Raw genomic sequence first — 16,073 nt, 5'->3', positions numbered from 1 at the left:
ATGTCATCCCTTCGCCCCCACCGACGCGGCGCTGGTCATTGCGCCCGCAGTCAACTATGCCGTAGGTTGCGCCGCCGCCTGGGACAGCGAACGAGTGTCGTGAAGAGGAGCCGCATGGCCATATGGCAGTACCACTTCGATCGCCTCGTCCCCGGCGGTGACCGCTCCCCGGCACGCAGGCGCGTCGGCGACGAGTTCCAGTAAGTAGGGCGCCGCGGAGTCGACTCCCGCGCGCTGAGACTGAACAACGGAGACCTCCCAGCGGGGAGAGTCGTGCGGCATGGCCACCACGGCAAGCCGCGCGGCTTGGGGCTTGTTGGACACGTGTCGCGGCACGATCGCGACACCAAGGCCACGGTCGACGAAGTCCAGCAGCGTGTGCACGTCGCTGACCTGAAAGCGCACCCGGCGCATGAGCCCGCGCGATTCGAAGGCCGCATCCGTGAGCGGCCGCACCCCCCACGTGGGGTCGAAATCGGCGTGGTCCTCGACGGCGAGCTGCTCCCACGAGGCGACAGCGGCGTCGGCAAGCGGGTGCTCTGGCGGGCACACGAGCACAAGGTCCTCGTGGCCAAGTGCGTGGTGGGGCAGGGTACCGAGGTGCGCGGCGGCCGCCACGAAGGCGACGTCTAGGGCGTCGGCGCGCAGCGAGTCGATGAGCTCGTGCGAGCCCGCTTGCCTGAACTGGATTTCCACCTGGGGGTGGCGGCGGTGAAAGCGGTCGATCAGCGCGGTCGCGTCGATCACGCCCAAGCATTGCTCGGTGCCGACGCGCAGGGTCCCCGAGACCTGGTGGGTTGCGTGGACGACGGCGTCGCGGGCGGCGCGCGCCTGGTTAAGGAGCGCGCGGGCGTGGGGAAGCAAGGCGAGCGCGGCGTCGGTGGGTTCGACGCGGCGTGTGGTCCGCGTAAACAGCGAGGCTCCCAGCTCTTGTTCGAGCCCGCGGATTCCCGCAGACAGGCCGGACTGCGACACCCCCATGAGCTGGGCGGCACGGGTGAAGTGGCGCTCGTCGGCGAGAGTGACGAGGTACTCCATCTGCCGCAATTCCATTAAGCACTCCAGGTTGTGGAAGTCATCGATTGCAATCGTTGGACTTCTAAGTTACCGCTTCCTATGCTGAAAGGGAACCCATATCCCACTCTTGGAGGTCACCGTGCGCGAGCGCACCATCGGCAATCGTTCCGTCTCTGCCATTGGCCTTGGCGGAATGCCTATGTCCATCGAGGGCCGCCCCGGCAGGGAGCAGTCCATCGCCACGATCCACGCCGCGCTCGAGGCCGGCGTCACCTTCATCGACACCGCCGACAGCTACCACCTGAAGGCGGGCGAGGTGGGCCACAACGAGTCGCTCATCGCCGAGGCGCTGCGCGCATACGGCTCCGACACCTCCCACATCTTGGTCGCCACCAAGGCTGGTCACTTGCGGCCAGGCGACGGCACGTGGACCCAGAACGGCGACCCCGACTACGTGAAGCTCGCCGCGAAGGCCTCCGCCCAGCGACTCGGCGTTGAGGCCATCGGCCTGTTCCAGTTCCACCGGCCAGACCCCAAGGTTCCTTACGTGGACTCGATCGGCGCAGTGGTGGAGTTGCTCGACGAGGGCGTCATCGAGATGGCAGGCATCTCCAACGCGAACCCCGAGCAGATCCGCCAGGCAAACGACCTGCTGGGCGGCCGCCTGGTGAGCGTCCAGAACCAGTTCTCTCCCGCGTTCGTCTCCAGCTACCCCGAGCTCGAGGTGTGCGCCGAGATGAACATCGCGTTCCTGCCGTGGAGCCCGCTCGGCGGCATCTCCCGCGCCGGTGAGGTTGGCCAGCGCCACCAGGCCTTCCAAGACATCGCCGACGCTCATGGCGTCTCCCCTCAGCGCCTCACCTTAGCCTGGGAGTTGGCACTCGCCGACGTCGTCATCCCGATTCCTGGAGCCTCCAAGCCGGCGTCCATCACCGATTCGGCGCAGGCGCCAGAGCTCGAGCTCACGGCCGATGAGGTTGCTCTGCTGTCGAAGGTGCTGGAGGCCTAAGGCATGAAGACATTCACTCTTCCCGGCACCGACCTGGTGGTGCCCGAGGTGATTCTCGGGCTCATGCGCATCCAAGAGAAGACTGACGATGAAGTCCGCGAACTGGTCGGCACCGCGCTCGACGCGGGCATCACCTTCATGGACCATGCCGACGTTTACGGCGACGGCTATCACGGTTGCGAACGTCGATTTGCTGAGGCGATGCAGCTCACCTCCTCGCAGCGCGAGCAGCTGGTCATCCAGACCAAGGCCGGCATCGTCAAGGAGAACCCGTCCTTCGACTTCTCCTACGAAAGGCTCATTGGCCAGGTGGAGGGCTCGCTCGAGGCTCTCGGCACTGACTACATCGACATCCTGTTGCTGCACCGCCCAGACGCCCTCATGGAGCCTGCGGAGGTCGCGCGTGCCTTCGACGACCTCAAGGCGTCAGGCAAGGTGCGCCACTTCGGTGTCTCCAACCAGACGCCTGGCCAGATGGACTTACTCCGCAAGCACCTGAACGTGCCGATCGTGGCCAACCAGATCCAGATGTCCGTGACCCACGCCCCGGCGGTGGCGCACGGCGTGGCGAACAACATGCAGGCTCTTGATCAGTCCATCGCGCGCGACAACGGCACGGTCGACTACTGCCACCTGCACGACATCGCGCTGCAGGCCTGGTCGCCGTTCCAGGCGGGATTCTTCACGGGCGTGTTCTTGGGCAACCCCGAGTACGCGCAACTCAACGAGGTCATCGACCGCCTCGCGGCACAGTACGGAGTGGAGCCCATCGCGATCGCGACCGCGTGGATCCTGCGTCACCCGGCGAAGTGGCAAGTGGTGCTGGGTACCACCACGCCTCAGCGCGTGGCCGCCGCCGCCAGGGGCTCAGGCGTGGAGCTCACCCGCGCCGAGTGGTACGAGATGTTCAGGGCGGCCGGTTACACCGTTCCGTAGGCGGCTCTCTCGTGGACGGTTGAGCGGGCGGGGCCCAAAGGCCTCGCCTGCTCAACTGCACGTGTGCCACAATGACTGCCAACGAAGGGGAGTAGCTCCTGGCGGCCCGCAAGGGCCCGAAGTACGTCGACATACTGGCGCCTCAATAGCGCCCGGCGTGCTTCCCGGTTCATCCGGGTGAGCGAGACCTTCGGCACGACGCCGTGCCGAAGCGACCCCACGTCACCCCCGCCTCGGCACGGTCCACCGGACACCGAAGGCGAGACCCATGTCATTCATCATCCTGCTGCTCACCGCCGTGGGCCTCGCGGCCGACGCCTTTGCGGTGTCCGTCAGCAAGGGCCTCCAGATGCGGCACTTCCGATGGGCGCCTTCTCTCGCGATCGCGCTGACGTTCGGGCTCTTCCAGGGGCTCATGCCCGTGATGGGCTGGGCGCTTGGATCCGCTTTCTCCGGGCCCATCGCGGCCTTCGATCACTGGCTCGCCTTCGGCCTGCTGACGGCGATCGGCGCGAAGATGGTGTGGGAGGCCCGCGTGGGTTCGCGGGAAGAGGCGCAGTCGGCGCCGGAGGCCTCGACACCCGACTCGGCCAGGCCCGAGGCGTCCACGCTCGTCCTGCGCAAACGAGAACTGCTGACGCTCGGGGTCGCCACGAGCATTGACGCTCTTGCGGTGGGGATCTCGCTCGCCGTGCTCGACGTCAACATCGCTCAGGCAGCGGTGGTGATCGCCGTGATCACCGCCGCGCTTTCGCTCGCGGGCGTGCGCCTGGGACACCACGCCGGACGGCATCTCGGCGCGTGGGCCGAACTCTTCGGCGGCCTGGTGTTGATCGGCATCGGGGTGAAGATCCTGATCGAGCACCTCGTCGGCGCATGAGCCACACATGACAAAGCGCGGGGAGCGATCCCATCGGAATCGCTCCCCGCGCCTTAAGAACTACTTGGTGTCTGTCTTCTTTGCGACAGCGGGCTTGGCCGGCGACTTCTTTGCCGTAGTGGTCCGCCGCGCCGGAGCCTTCTTGGCCGGAGCGTCGTCCGCCCCGTCGTCCTCCCAGACGTCTTCGGCGTCGTCAAGAGTGTCCGCCAGACCGGAGGCGGCACGAGAGCGGGCGGTAATGACACCGTCGCGCACGCGCTGAGCCTCGGCCGACGCGGTCGACCTCGCGCGGTCCACCACAGGAGTCGCGGCGTCCTTGGCCTTGTCGATCACGGGCTGAGCCGCGTCGCGAGCCTTCGCCGCGGTGTCCTTCGCCTTGTCAACGTAAGGCTGGCTCTGCTCGGCGAACTTCTTCGCCTCTGCCGTCGCCGTCTCACGCGCCTTCTCGTAGGCGGGACCCGCCTTCTCGCTCACGGTGCCTGCCGCCGCGGCGACCGCGGTGGCCGCCTTCTTTGCGGCAGCGGCCGCAGAGTCGGCAGCCCGGTTCACGTCGCGCCGGAGCTTGGCCTGAAAGTCGCCTTCGTCGCCAGCGAACTCCCAGTCATCGTCGCCGGCCCAGTCGTCCCTACCGCGATCACGACGCGCCCACATGACGAGCGCTGCGCCTGCTGCGCCAGCGACCAGCACGGGGACGAGCACCTTGCCCCACGCGCCGCCACCGTGCTTCTGGGGCTCCTCTTCGCCAGCACGGTCGATCGCGGAAACCACCGCGGGGATCGCAGCTCCAACGATCGCGCCCCGTGCGACGTCCACCCAGTGGCCAGCGGTGTCGCCCGCCTTGTGTACATAGGGGCTTGCCTTGCGAGCAGCGGCGCGCTTGGCCTTCTCCGCTCGTGGCGCGGCCCAGTCTTTGGCGTCTCCCACGCGGGGTGCAGCCCAGTCCTTGGCGCGCTCTGCGCGGGGCCCGGCCCACTGCTTGGCCGTCCGGGCGGCCTTGCTCGCGGCGTCGGCTGCATGCTCGGCTGCCTCGCGCGCCGACTCAGCCGCCTCGAATGCTTGCTTGCGGTACTTGTCCACGTCGATTTCGTCCCAACGTCTCTGCATTGCGGCCTCCTTGGTCGTGGTGCTGCTTTCCATCCTGCCACTTAGGTGAAGGATGTGCGAGGCTCGGATGTTCCCTGCGCCACCAGCGAACACCACGGCACCAGCCCTGATGCGCTGCGGTCGGCATGACACAATGGCGGCATGATCGCTACCTTGCAGACCACCGCCGGTGACATTCGCCTCGAACTGTTCCCGAACCACGCCCCCGTCACTGTCGCGAACTTCACGGGACTCGCGACGGGCGCCAAGGAGTGGAAGGACCCGGCCACGGGAGAGGCGAGCAACGAGCCGTTCTATGACGGCCTCGTGTTCCACCGCGTCATCGACGGCTTCATGATCCAGGGCGGTTGCCCGCTCGGCACCGGTACCGGCGGCCCCGGCTACACCTTTGACGACGAGATCCACCCAGAACTCGCCTTCAACGAGCCGTACCTGCTCGCGATGGCGAATGCGGGAAAGCGCCTCAACCCGATTACCGGCAAGCCCGGCGGCACCAACGGCTCACAGTTCTTCATCACGGTGGGCCCCACCCCGCACCTGACCGGCGCGCACACCATCTTTGGCAAGGTCATCGACGACGAGTCGCGCGCAGTGGTCGACAAGATCGCCACCACGCCCGTTGGCCGTGGCGACCGCCCCCAGGACGACGTGATGATCACGGGCGTCTCGATCGAGGAGTAGCCACCGCGTGAGCGAGCCGACGCAGGGGGCGCCGGAGGCGGCACCCCCCGTGTGCCCTCGGCATCCTGACAGAGTCAGTTATGTGCGGTGCCAGCGCTGCGAGCGCCCTACGTGCCCGCAATGTCAGGTGCCGGCGCCCGTCGGCGTCATGTGTGTCGATTGCGTGCGCGCCGCCAATCAGGCGGCGCGTGGCGCGCGCACCGGTCTGGGGTTCCCCCGCGCGTTGGGACGCCCCTACGTCACCATCAGCATCATTGCCGCGAACGTCGCGTTCTATGTCTATGGCATGGGCGCCGGACTGTTCAGTTGGCAAGCGACGTATGGACTCTGGCCAGCGATGGCCGGACAAGAGCCGTGGCGGTGGGTGACCTCCGGCTTTGTGCACGGCAGCCTGTGGCACATCGGCCTGAATATGTTCGTGCTCTACCAGTTCGGCAGCCAACTGGAGCAAGTGATGGGGCGCCTCCGATTCGGGGTCCTTTACGGGGTGTCCCTGCTCGGAGGGTCAGCGGCAATCCAGCTGTTGGCCTCTCCCAACTCGCTCCACGTGGGAGCGTCCGGCGCGGTCTTCGGGCTCTTTGGGGCCTACGGCCTGCTGCTCTACAAGCTGAAGCTGCCATGGCAGAGCATGGCGGCGACAGCGGGCATCTGGCTCGCCGTCGGCTTCTTCCTGCCCAGCATTTCGTGGGAAGGGCACATCGGCGGTTTGGTGCTTGGCGCGGCGACCATGGCGGTCATGTTGCGGCTCGTGGGCCAATCGCCGTTCTCGCGCGCCTCGCGATAGACGCGTGGCCCCATGAGCCCTATCGGCAGAAGCGGCGCCGTGATGAGGGAAATGACACCGGTGTAGTTTTCCCCCGACTGTGGAAATCTCTGGGGAGAACTACAGCGGTGTAACTCAGCTAGAGTGCGCGGTCTACTTCCAGCGGGTGAGCAATCCCATGGCTGCCAGCAGCATCGCGAAGCCGATGAAGATGTTGACGTTGCCAATCTCGAGCGGGTACTGACCGCGAGAGATGTAGTACACGAGGATCCACCCGAGCCCCAGCAGCAGCAGCGTGGAGAACGCGGGAACGAGCCACTTGGGGTTGTCAGACGGCGGCTTGGTTGCGCTGCGCGGAACCTTGTAGGCGTTTGACTTATTGCGCTTCTTCGAGACGGCCATTGTGCCCTCCTGGACGACTTCAACATGGTGGTGCGGCGCGCGCGTGGCGACCGATTGCGCCCAGCGTACCGGGCGTCGGCCTCTGTGCCACCATCGCAGGCACACGCGGGAACGGCTAGGGGAAGCAGGCTCGCGTACTCTTAAGGTGCCATGACCGTGCATCGTCCCCCCGCCGTCGACTCCCCGACGCCGGTCCCCGCGCGCCCAGAGCGCAGTGCCGTCGATCGGGCCTTCGTCGTGATCGGCGAGACTCTCGTCACGGTCGGAGTGGTGCTGGGCCTGTTTGTGGTGTGGCAGTTGTTCTATACGGACGTCCAGTCGGGGCGCACCCAGGCGGCCGCGCTCGACGACCTTGCGTTCCCTGAGACTGCACGCGTCGAGGCTTCTGGCGACGCCGGCGCTGCTGACGAAGCGCCCACGATCGTCCAACTCATCCCCGACGAGCTCAAGGTGTACTCCCCCGACGGCGCGCCCGTCCTGGCAAGCCAGGCGGAGGCGACGACGTTCGGGGCATTGCACGTGCCTCGTTGGGGCTACGACTACGTCAAGCCGATCTCGGAAGGGACGGATCGCGCCCGCGTGCTCGATTCCCTCGGCATCGGCCACTACTCCGACACGGCCATGCCAGGCGCCGTCGGCAACTTTGCCGTGGCCGGTCACCGCACCACGTACGGCAAGCCTTTCACCTCGATCGAGAAGCTGGAGGTGGGGGACGCCCTGGTAGTGCAGACGGAGGCTGCGTGGTTTGTCTACCGGGTGACGGATTCCGAGATCGTCGCGCCCACGTACACGGCGGCCATCGCCCCCACCCCGCGCGAGCCTGGCGTGGCACCCACCGCCGCCTCGATCACACTGACGACGTGCCACCCCCGCTATTCGGCCGAGCAGCGCTACGTGGTCTACGGACAACTCGAGTACTGGGCGCCAACCGGTCACGGCTACCCGAGCGAGATCGTGGAGGGCGCATGATGTACGCCTGGATCTGGAGGCACCTGCCTGGCCCGGTGTGGTTGCGGGCCATCGAGGCCGCACTGGCCCTTGCGCTCGTCGTGCTCGTGCTGTTCGAATGGGTCTTCCCCTTCGTTTCCGCGATCCTTCCCTTCCAAGAACAGACGGTGGACGGCTGATGACACGCATTCTCGTGATCGACAACTACGACTCGTTCGTGTACACGATCGTCGGATACCTGCGCCAGATGGGTGCCGAGACGGTCGTGGTGCGCAATGACGCCGTCGACTTCTCCGTGATCTCTTCCTTTGATGGCGTCTTGGTCTCGCCTGGGCCCGGCACCCCGGCCGACGCCGGTTCGTCGATGGACGTCATTCGCGCCTGCGCGGCAACGGGGGTTCCGATGCTGGGAGTCTGCTTGGGACACCAGGCGCTCGCAGAGGTGTTCGGGGGCGTCGTCTCCCATGCGCCCGAGCTGATGCACGGCAAGACATCCTTGGTGTCTCACGAGGGCGCGTCCGTGTTGGACGGCCTTCCCTCGCCGTTCACGGCGACGCGCTATCACTCGCTTGCGGTGGAGACTCCCACCGTGCCGGCGGAGCTCGAGGTCACGGCGACCACGGCCAACGGGATCATCATGGGGCTCCGACACCGCGAGCTCCCGCTCCACGGCGTCCAGTTCCACCCGGAGTCGGTCCTCACCGAGGGCGGCCACCGCCTGCTGGCCAACTGGCTTGAGGCGTGCGGCATGCCTGACCCCGCCGGCCGGTCTGAAGGCCTGTCGCCTCTCGTCACCAAGTAGGCGTCGCTAGAGCCAGCCCTTTGCGGTCACGATCAACAGCATCGTCACCAAGAAGCCGACGGGCTGGTTGAGCCATAGGAAGGTGCGCCAACCCCTGTTCGCTTCTTCGCACGTTTGGTCAGTGATGCGGACAAACCGCGCTACCGAAGCCACGTAAGCGAGCGGGAGCGCCGCGGCGAGCACGCCAGGCCACGGCAGCACGAGCAGAACGGCGCTTGCGGCCAGGTACATGACCAAGGCGAACCACGTGGTGACTCGCGCGCCCATCACGGTAGCGATCGAGGCGATGCCCCCCTCGCGATCTGCCCGCACGTCTTGCACCGCGCCAAAGGCGTGGCTCGCCATGCCCCATGCAATGAACGCCGCCCAGATGGGCCACACTCCCCTCGCGGTCAGTTCGGCTCCCGTGAGGACGAGCCCGTAGAGCAAGGGGCCCGCAAAATGCAGTGCCGAGGTGAGCGAGTCGAGGAACGGTCGCTCCTTGAACCGCAGCACCGGTACGGAATAGGCCAGCACGCCGGCCACGACGGCCAGGAGCGATACGGATGAAGCCACCGAGCCTTGGGTGAGCAGCCATGCGAGCGGAGGCAGGACCGTGATGGCGGAGGCCCACAGAATGCCCTTGTGGATGCGCCGCGCGGCGTCCCTGTCGCGCACCACGTCGCCCTCGATGCCGCCCTTGCGCGGGTTGCGCAGGTCCGACTCGTAGTCGAAGACGTCGTTGACGCCATACATCAGCAGGTTGTACGGGATGAGGAAGAACAGGGTGCCGACGATGAGTCGGGCATCGATCGAGCCTTCGACCAAGAGGTAGGCGGCGGCGAAGGGGAAGGCGGTGTTGATCCAGCTGACCGGCCTGGAGGCGCGGATGATGCTCGCGATCACGAGTCCTGCCCCCGTTCGCTCGGGTCCAGCCCGCGGGATGTGCCCCGACGTCCGCCGAGCCAGGTCCACAGCGCTGGCACGAGCATGACGGCGCCCAGCGTGTACGCGAAGTCCTCGATCGGGGCGATGGGAACGCGTACACCAGAGATCTTCGATTCGTCGTACGCGACCAGGTCAACGCCCACGATGATGTTGTCGAACACTGCCGTGAGTGCGATCAAGACCAGCGCCGTGATCACGAGCGGCCGCAATGGCAGTCGTCGCAGCGTCGGCACCGTGACGGCCGCAATGATCGCCAAGACCGCAGCGGACAGGACCACGTACGTCATGCGGCGCCCCCCGCGCGCTCGCGCTGGCGCTCGAGCGCTCGCCACAGCAGCAGCGTCTGATACGTCAAGAGGATCAGGAAGAACAGTTCCTCGAGCGGTACCTCCGGCGCGAGTTGTACGCCGGTCATGTATTCGGCGTCGCCGCGAAAGAAGATGCCGAGTCCCACCCCTGCGAGGTCCCATGCGAGGAACGCGAGCACGGCAATGCCAATGGTGGCAAGGGCCCGCTTGGGCTCGGCAAACACTGCGACCCTGTAGCGCGCGTCGAGGAATCCCAAGCCGGCGATGCTCACGAGCAACGCGCCAAGGTACGCGAAACTCACGCGCGCTCCGAGGTAGCGGCCGCGCCAGCGTCGTCCGCCTGCGCACCAGGTGAGCCGGGCGCGGCGGCGCGGCGGGCGATGTCGCCCAACACGCCACGCTTGCGGGAGCGGGCTAGGAATCCTGGCGGCGCCGGCGTCGGCAAAGGCGACACGGTGGTCGCTCCCAGGAGCCGTTTGGCCACGAGCTCGGCAGAAATGAGGCAGATCGGCATGCCGATGCCGGGCACGGTGGAGGCGCCCACGTACATCAGGTTGGGCACCTTGCGTGAGACATTTCCTGGCCGGAACACGGCGGACTGGCGCACGGTGTGCTCGAGGCCGAGTGCGGTGCCGCGCCAAGCGCTCAGTTCGGTGGCGAAGTCCGACGGCGCGGTGATCCTGTACAGGGTGGTGCGCTCGCGTAGGTCAGGGATCGACGCCCATGCGGCGACTTGGTCGAGGTAGCGCCACGCGTACTCCTCGAGTTGCGCGCGGCTTGCTGGGGTGGCGCCCAACTCGGGATCGGCGGGGAAAGGCACCAGCATGTAGAGGTTCTCGTGGCCCGTTGGCGCGGCATCGGGGTTGGTCGCGGTCACGCGCGACACGTACACCGAGGCGGGGAAGGGAGGCTTGAGTTCCCCACCGCCGACGATGGCGTCGAAGTTGGCCTCCCAGTCGCGGGAGAAGAACAGGCTGTGGTGGGCGAGCTGAGGGACCTCTCCCCGCACCCCTGCGTACACGAGGAGGGCACTCACGCCCGGCTGACGCTTCGCCCAGCGCCGCTCCGGTTGCCACTGGTGCTGGGGCTCAAGGAGTGCCGTCTCGGTGTGGTGCATGTCGGCGCCGGAGACCACCGCGTCGGCGTCAATGACCTCGCCCCCTTCAAGCTCGACGCCAGTAGCCAGGCCGTCGTCGCCCACCACGATCCTGGTGACGTTGGTGCCCGTCCTGATGTGCGCGCCGTGCGTGACAGCGAGCGCCTCGATCGCGCGAATCACCTGGTACATGCCCTCGCGCGGGTAGCGAACGCCGTCGGTCAGGTCGAGGTGGCTCATGAGCGAGAACAGCGATGGCGCGCGCGAGGGAGAGGATCCGAGGAAGACGGCGTGGAAGCCAAGGATCTTGCGGAGTCTTTCGTCGCGCACCTTGCCGGCAACCTTGGAGCCGAGGGAACGCGTGAGCAGGGAGGCGAGCATCGGCAGACGGGTCAGCACGGTGGCGTTGGGCACCTTGTCGACCCGCTCAAACGTCGTGTAGAGGAACCGCTGCAGCGCGAGGGTGTACAACTCCTTCGACTCCCGCGCGTACTCGCGCATTGCGTCACCATCGCCGGGAGACATCTCGTTGAAGCGCGCGTAGTTGGCGTCAGGATCGGCCACCACGTCGAGCACCTCGCCAGCACCTGCGGCGTCGTCGTCTTCGAAAAACACGCGATAGCGCGGGTCAAGGTCGATGAGATCGAGTTGCTCGTCGGAAGACGTCCCCATGAGCGCGAAGTACTGATCGAAAGCCTCACGCATGAGGTACCACGAGGGTCCCGTGTCCCACGTGTAGCCGTCGTGCACCCATTGGCCGGCCCTCCCGCCGACGCTGGCGTGACGTTCCAAGAGGGTCACGGCGGCGCCACCTCGAGCGAGCAGCCCTGCGGTCGCGAGACCGCCGATGCCGCCGCCGATGATGACGATGTGCGGGGGATGTGGGGCGGTCATGCGACCCTCCTGGTAGCACTGACCCACGGACACGCATTGCGCAGTGCGTAGGCAGCCTTCACGGGGTTGGCTACGCGAATGCGGGTAGTGCACAGTTGTTGCGCTGGAGTGCGCTCGATCCTGCGCAGCAACCGTGAGTAGATGTCGATGGTGGTGGTGACGCCGATGCGTGCGCGCCTTGGCAGCGCCGGCAGGCACGCCTCCGCCGCCCTGATGTCGGCGCGGCAATCGTCCACGAGGGTGGCCAGGGTGACGTCGTCGAGGGTAGCAACGGTGACGCCAGGAAAGTACGAGCGCCCCAGTTCGCCGTCGTCCATCGCGAGGTCGCGCAGAAAGTTGATCTTTTGGTAGGCCGCCCCCAGCCGCCTTGCGCCCTCCCGCACCTCTGAGGGAGTTTCGCGCGGCCCGGTGTACGAGTTGAGGAACACGGCGAGGCACATCTCGCCGATGACCTCAGCCGAGCCATAGACGTAGCGGTCGAAGCTTGCTTGCGTGTGCGCCGTGGTGTCGAGATCCATGCGCATCGAGGCGAAGAACGGCTCGGTGAGGTCTCTGCCTATCCCCACCTGCTTGGCGCTCAAGGCGAAGGCGTGTGCCACAAGGTTCGCGCTGAATGCGCTGTCGAGCGCCGCGTTCACCTCGCCCTCAAAGCTGTCAAGCATCGCGCGGGCGTCTTCTCCCCTGTACGTGTCGACGATCTCGTCAGCGACGCGCACCATCGCGTAGATCGACCGGATGTGAGTGCGCATCGTGCGACCAAGAAGCCTGGTGCCTGCGCCAAAGGAGGTCGAATACTTCGCGAGCACCGTCGCGGCCGCTGCCTGCGCGGTCTGGTCATAGAGGGCAAGCGACGTGGTGTTGTCGTGGTGAGCACGCCCCCCGTGGGCGTTCACGACGAGCGCTCCTCGAGCGAGTCGATCAGGCCAATGAGGTAGCCGGACAGTGGCTTAGAGATGCGCTCCGACGCGATGCGACGCGCGATTCTGGCGTGCTGGCGGGCCACCTTGAGGGAGCGGTCCCTCGCGCCCGAATCCACCAGTATGGCGCGCACCGCCGCAGCGCCGTCCTCGTCGAGTTCAGGGTTACCCACGGCTTCGCGCAAGACCTGGCGTCCGGCGTCGTCCGTCGCGTGGAATCCCAACCGCAGCAACTCGGTCCGCTTGCCAGCTCGCAAGTCAGACAGCACCGACTTGCCCGTGACGGCGGGGTCACCGAACACACCGAGGTCATCGTCAACCAACTGGAAGGACAAGCCGAGCGAGGCGCCCAGTCGTTCCATGTGGCTCACCATGGTGGGGTCTGCGCCGGCGAGTTGTGCCCCTGCCCGAAGCGGCACCACGCATGAGTAGGTCGCCGTCTTGAGCTCTGCCACGAGCAGTGAGTTCGCCTCGGCAGGGTCGATCAGGTCGCCGTACATGTCCAGCAGCTCACCCGCGATGGTGGTGCGGATGGCCCTGGTCACCAGGTCGAGACACGCGAGCCGATGGTGCGCAGGCAGGGGCGCTCGCGAGATCAGGTCGTAGGCGGAAGACAGTGCGAGGTCTCCACCGAGCAACGCTGCGGCCAGCACGTGGTCGTCCACCTGCGTGGGGCTGAGCCGGGAGTTCGCGAGCTCCGCGCGCCTCGTTCCTGCCACGTTGGCGCGGCCCCTGCGCACCTCGTCGTGGTCCAAGACGTCGTCGTGGACCAGCATCGCGAGGTGCAGCATCTCCATGGCCGCGGCTACCGGCAGGATTGCCTCGTCGTCCTCCCCCCCGAGCCCGGCGTACGCGGCAAGGGTGAGGGAGGGCCGCAGATTCTTGCCGCCGCCGAACTGGACGCCGAGCGTCTGCCACAGGTTGCGATAGTCGGGACCGGCCGCCGGGAGCTCGGCTGTCGCCGCGATCACATGGTCATCAAGGGCGGCCTGAACCGCGCCGAGGCGCTCGGAGACGTAGTCCTGCAGGGCGTCGGTGGTCAGCAGCGCGGTCATAGTGCCTGATAAGACGCTGACGAACCCGCAGTCATTCCCGCACGGCGCGGAAGTGCGCTCGCGCGGGCGCCGCGCACTGACTCGCTCGTACTCGACTGCATGGGCGGCTCCCTTGCTCCGTCTCCCATGCTACGCGGGCATCGTCCCTGGTGTTCAAGAGGGGACGATGCCCGAGGCTGCTAAGGGCCCGGGGGTGCCGGCTCCGTCGTTACCGGAAGCGGCCCCTTCGACACCACGAGGTTCACGGTGGTGCCGATCGCGACCTTGATGCCACCAGAGGGGTTCTGGGAGATGACCTGGCCAGCGGGCACTGTGAGGTGGTTCTCTTCCGTCACGCTGCTCTTGAGCCCCACATTATTCAGGGCGCTCATGGCCTGCGCCTGAGAGCTTCCGACAACGTTGGGAACTTCGACTGTGGTGGGCGCCTTGGCAACCTTGATGGTCACCGTGGAGCCCTGGTCGACCAGGCCAGGCAGCGGGTCCTGCTCGAACACGGTGCCGGGGTCCACTTCGGTCGTCTCGACGTCTTGAAGGTTTCCGATCAGTCCGAGCTCCACGAGGAGTTGTTGAGCCTCGCCTTCGGTCTTGCCGCGCAGTTCGGGCAACTCCACCTTGCCATCGGAGATGTACAGCGTGATGCCCGTGTCGACGGGAACAACGGTCCCAGCGGCGGGTTCCGTCTTGGAGGCGCGGTCGGCAGCGATGTCGGGGTCGTGATCTGGTTCGACGGTGGATACCTCGAGCCCCGCGTCCTCGAGAGCGGTGACCGCATCCTCTTGAGTCATGCCGCGAACCTCCGGCACCTCGATCTCGTCTGGGCCGCTCGAGAGGTAGACGGTGACCTCTGGGTCGGTGGCAGGGTCCACCTTCTCGCCGGACTCAGGGTCGGTGCGAATCACGCGACCTGACTCGATCTCTTCTGACAATTCTTCTTCGAACACTGGTGTCAGGCCAAGGGCCTCGAGTCGGGTCTGGGCGGTGTCGCGATCGACGCCTTCGAGAATCGGGATCGTGACGAGTTCCGCCGTGGGTTCAGGCTCGCCACCCTCATTGCCGAGCATCGAGAACAGTGCCCAAATCACCAGAATCAGGCCGATCACAGCAGCAGCGGCGATGCCGATCTGAATCATCAGCCGCTTGCGAGAGTCATCCTCCACCAGCTCGTCGTCAGTGACGATCGTTCCCGTCACAGGAGGCGACACCGATGGAGGAGGCCCTGGGGGGCCGCCCATGACGGCTCCCCAGCCAGCCGAAGCAGGCATGACCGCCGTGGCGCCCGTCGTCGGGGGATGCGGCCGCGGAGCTGGCTCGCCGGGCATGATGGACGTCGCGTCCGTGCCAGGAGTGAAGTCGTGGTCGGAGCCAGCGGCGGCGGCCCCCGCGGCAGCAACGCCAGCGGCGCCGACGCCCCACGCGGCGGAGCCAACGGCGGTGGCACCCGTGGTGGGGGCTGGGCTCCCGCCCATCGCGCGCTGAAGGTCGGCCGAGAACTCCTGTGCCGAGGAGTACCTCGCGTTGCGATCCTTCTGAAGGGCCTTGGCGACCACGGCGTCGAGCTCCGCCGGCACGTCAGAAGCGAACTGAGAAGGCCTGGGCGCCTCTTCGCGCACGTGCTGGTACGCGACCGACACGGGCGAGTCGCCCATAAAAGGAGGCCTGCCCGTCAGGAGTTCAAAGAGGAGGCAACCAGTCGAGTACAGGTCTGACCTGGCGTCGACGTTCTCGCCGCGCGCCTGCTCTGGGGAGAGGTACTGGGCCGTGCCGACGACGGCTTGCGTCTGCGTCATCGTCTGCCCGACGTCGGCGAGGGCGCGGGCGATCCCGAAGTCCATGACCTTGACCGCGCCGGTGGGCGTCAGCATCACGTTGGCTGGCTTGATGTCGCGGTGCACGAGCCCAGCGTGGTGCGCGTAGTCGAGGCCGGACAGGACCCCCTGGGTGATCTCGACGGCCTCATCGATGGGCGCAGCGACGTCGCCCTTGAGGATGTCGCGGACGGTGTGGCCCTCGACGTACTCCATGACGATGAAGGGGACGGCCTGGATGGCGCCCTGTTCGTTGCGCCGGTGGTCTTCGCCGGTGTCGTATACCGCAACGATCGACGGATGGTTGAGCCCGGCGGCCGCTTGCGCCTCGCGGCGGAAACGCGTCTGGAAGGATGGGTCACGCGCGAGGTCGGCGCGCAGGATCTTGATGGCGACGTTGCGGCCGAGGCGCGTGTCATAGCCGATGTGTACCTCGGCCATCCCGCCGCGACCGATGAGGTCGCCGACCTCGTATCGGCCCGCTAGGAGCTGTGGTTCGTCGTTCATCATGTTCCTTGCCTGTAGCCCA

Annotated in this window: 18 protein-coding genes; 8 read left to right on the top strand and 10 right to left on the bottom strand. The window is 66.8% G+C overall.

Annotated elements, in window-relative coordinates; genetic code table 11:
• Nucleotides 1-54: 54 nt before the first annotated feature.
• Nucleotides 55-1,053: a LysR family transcriptional regulator gene (locus LGT36_RS11825; RefSeq protein WP_226096240.1), complete on the bottom strand. Its 999-nt coding sequence runs from the start codon at nt 1,051-1,053 to the stop codon at nt 55-57.
• A gap of 103 nt (nt 1,054-1,156) precedes the next feature.
• On the opposite strand from LGT36_RS11825, the gene LGT36_RS11820 reads away from it, so the two are divergent.
• The 3 genes from LGT36_RS11820 to LGT36_RS11810 all read left to right on the top strand — a co-directional run bounded on the left by LGT36_RS11820 (nt 1,157) and on the right by LGT36_RS11810 (nt 3,842).
• The gene (locus LGT36_RS11820; RefSeq protein WP_226096238.1) at nt 1,157-2,026 is read left to right on the top strand and encodes an aldo/keto reductase; all 870 of its coding nucleotides are present in this window, start codon (nt 1,157-1,159) and stop codon (nt 2,024-2,026) included.
• 3 nt (nt 2,027-2,029) lie between these two features.
• Nucleotides 2,030-2,962, top strand: a complete 933-nt coding sequence (locus LGT36_RS11815; protein ID WP_226096236.1) for an aldo/keto reductase family oxidoreductase — start codon at nt 2,030-2,032, stop codon at nt 2,960-2,962.
• A 268-nt stretch (nt 2,963-3,230) separates the two neighbouring features.
• Nucleotides 3,231-3,842: a manganese efflux pump MntP family protein gene (locus LGT36_RS11810; RefSeq protein ID WP_226096234.1), complete on the top strand. Its 612-nt coding sequence runs from the start codon at nt 3,231-3,233 to the stop codon at nt 3,840-3,842.
• Nucleotides 3,843-3,902: 60 nt separating this feature from the next.
• Here LGT36_RS11810 and LGT36_RS11805 read toward each other — a convergent pair whose 3' ends face one another.
• Nucleotides 3,903-4,946, bottom strand: a complete 1,044-nt coding sequence (locus tag LGT36_RS11805; RefSeq protein ID WP_226096232.1) for a hypothetical protein — start codon at nt 4,944-4,946, stop codon at nt 3,903-3,905.
• Nucleotides 4,947-5,087: 141 nt separating this feature from the next.
• Here LGT36_RS11805 and LGT36_RS11800 point away from each other — a divergent pair, with 141 nt between their 5' ends.
• On the top strand, nt 5,088-5,627 hold the full coding sequence (locus LGT36_RS11800) for a peptidylprolyl isomerase (RefSeq protein WP_226096230.1): 540 nt from the start codon (nt 5,088-5,090) through the stop codon (nt 5,625-5,627).
• Nucleotides 5,628-5,790: 163 nt separating this feature from the next.
• Nucleotides 5,791-6,411, top strand: coding sequence for a rhomboid family intramembrane serine protease (locus LGT36_RS11795; protein ID WP_226096228.1), 621 nt, complete (start codon nt 5,791-5,793; stop codon nt 6,409-6,411).
• Nucleotides 6,412-6,543: 132 nt separating this feature from the next.
• Here the strand turns inward: LGT36_RS11795 and LGT36_RS11790 are convergent, their stop codons facing one another.
• On the bottom strand, nt 6,544-6,792 hold the full coding sequence (locus LGT36_RS11790) for a cell division protein CrgA (protein ID WP_226096226.1): 249 nt from the start codon (nt 6,790-6,792) through the stop codon (nt 6,544-6,546).
• A 150-nt stretch (nt 6,793-6,942) separates the two neighbouring features.
• On the opposite strand from LGT36_RS11790, the gene LGT36_RS11785 reads away from it, so the two are divergent.
• The 3 genes from LGT36_RS11785 to LGT36_RS11775 are packed head-to-tail and all read left to right on the top strand — an operon-like array spanning nt 6,943 to nt 8,542.
• The gene (locus tag LGT36_RS11785) at nt 6,943-7,761 is read left to right on the top strand and encodes a class E sortase (RefSeq protein WP_226096224.1); all 819 of its coding nucleotides are present in this window, start codon (nt 6,943-6,945) and stop codon (nt 7,759-7,761) included.
• Nucleotides 7,758-7,919, top strand: a complete 162-nt coding sequence (locus LGT36_RS11780) for a hypothetical protein (RefSeq protein WP_226096220.1) — start codon at nt 7,758-7,760, stop codon at nt 7,917-7,919. Before LGT36_RS11785 ends, LGT36_RS11780 begins: the two co-directional genes overlap by 4 nt.
• Complete coding sequence (locus LGT36_RS11775) at nt 7,919-8,542, top strand: aminodeoxychorismate/anthranilate synthase component II (RefSeq protein WP_226096219.1); 624 nt, start codon at nt 7,919-7,921, stop codon at nt 8,540-8,542. Before LGT36_RS11780 ends, LGT36_RS11775 begins: the two co-directional genes overlap by 1 nt.
• Before the next feature lie 6 nt (nt 8,543-8,548).
• Here LGT36_RS11775 and LGT36_RS11770 read toward each other — a convergent pair whose 3' ends face one another.
• The 7 genes from LGT36_RS11770 to pknB all read right to left on the bottom strand — a co-directional run bounded on the left by LGT36_RS11770 (nt 8,549) and on the right by pknB (nt 16,054).
• Nucleotides 8,549-9,427: a prenyltransferase gene (locus LGT36_RS11770; protein WP_370634295.1), complete on the bottom strand. Its 879-nt coding sequence runs from the start codon at nt 9,425-9,427 to the stop codon at nt 8,549-8,551.
• The gene (locus LGT36_RS11765; RefSeq protein WP_226096218.1) at nt 9,424-9,756 is read right to left on the bottom strand and encodes a lycopene cyclase domain-containing protein; all 333 of its coding nucleotides are present in this window, start codon (nt 9,754-9,756) and stop codon (nt 9,424-9,426) included. Before LGT36_RS11765 ends, LGT36_RS11770 begins: the two co-directional genes overlap by 4 nt.
• Nucleotides 9,753-10,079, bottom strand: coding sequence for a lycopene cyclase domain-containing protein (locus LGT36_RS11760; protein WP_226096217.1), 327 nt, complete (start codon nt 10,077-10,079; stop codon nt 9,753-9,755). Before LGT36_RS11760 ends, LGT36_RS11765 begins: the two co-directional genes overlap by 4 nt.
• Nucleotides 10,076-11,767: a phytoene desaturase family protein gene (gene crtI / locus LGT36_RS11755; RefSeq protein ID WP_226096216.1), complete on the bottom strand. Its 1,692-nt coding sequence runs from the start codon at nt 11,765-11,767 to the stop codon at nt 10,076-10,078. The genes LGT36_RS11760 and crtI overlap by 4 nt, the downstream gene beginning before the upstream one ends.
• On the bottom strand, nt 11,764-12,660 hold the full coding sequence (locus LGT36_RS11750; protein ID WP_226096215.1) for a phytoene/squalene synthase family protein: 897 nt from the start codon (nt 12,658-12,660) through the stop codon (nt 11,764-11,766). The genes crtI and LGT36_RS11750 overlap by 4 nt, the downstream gene beginning before the upstream one ends.
• Nucleotides 12,657-13,739, bottom strand: coding sequence for a polyprenyl synthetase family protein (locus LGT36_RS11745; protein ID WP_226264569.1), 1,083 nt, complete (start codon nt 13,737-13,739; stop codon nt 12,657-12,659). The genes LGT36_RS11750 and LGT36_RS11745 overlap by 4 nt, the downstream gene beginning before the upstream one ends.
• Nucleotides 13,740-13,918: 179 nt before the next feature.
• Nucleotides 13,919-16,054, bottom strand: coding sequence for a Stk1 family PASTA domain-containing Ser/Thr kinase (gene pknB, locus LGT36_RS11740; RefSeq protein ID WP_370634294.1), 2,136 nt, complete (start codon nt 16,052-16,054; stop codon nt 13,919-13,921).
• Between the last annotated feature and the right edge of the window lie 19 nt (nt 16,055-16,073).

It is taken from the genome of Demequina sp. TMPB413 (genome assembly GCF_020447105.2).
Lineage (GTDB): Bacteria > Actinomycetota > Actinomycetes > Actinomycetales > Demequinaceae > Demequina.
The sequence above is the reverse complement of the archived record's forward strand: the minus strand, read 5'-3'. Positions and strand labels throughout refer to the sequence as shown.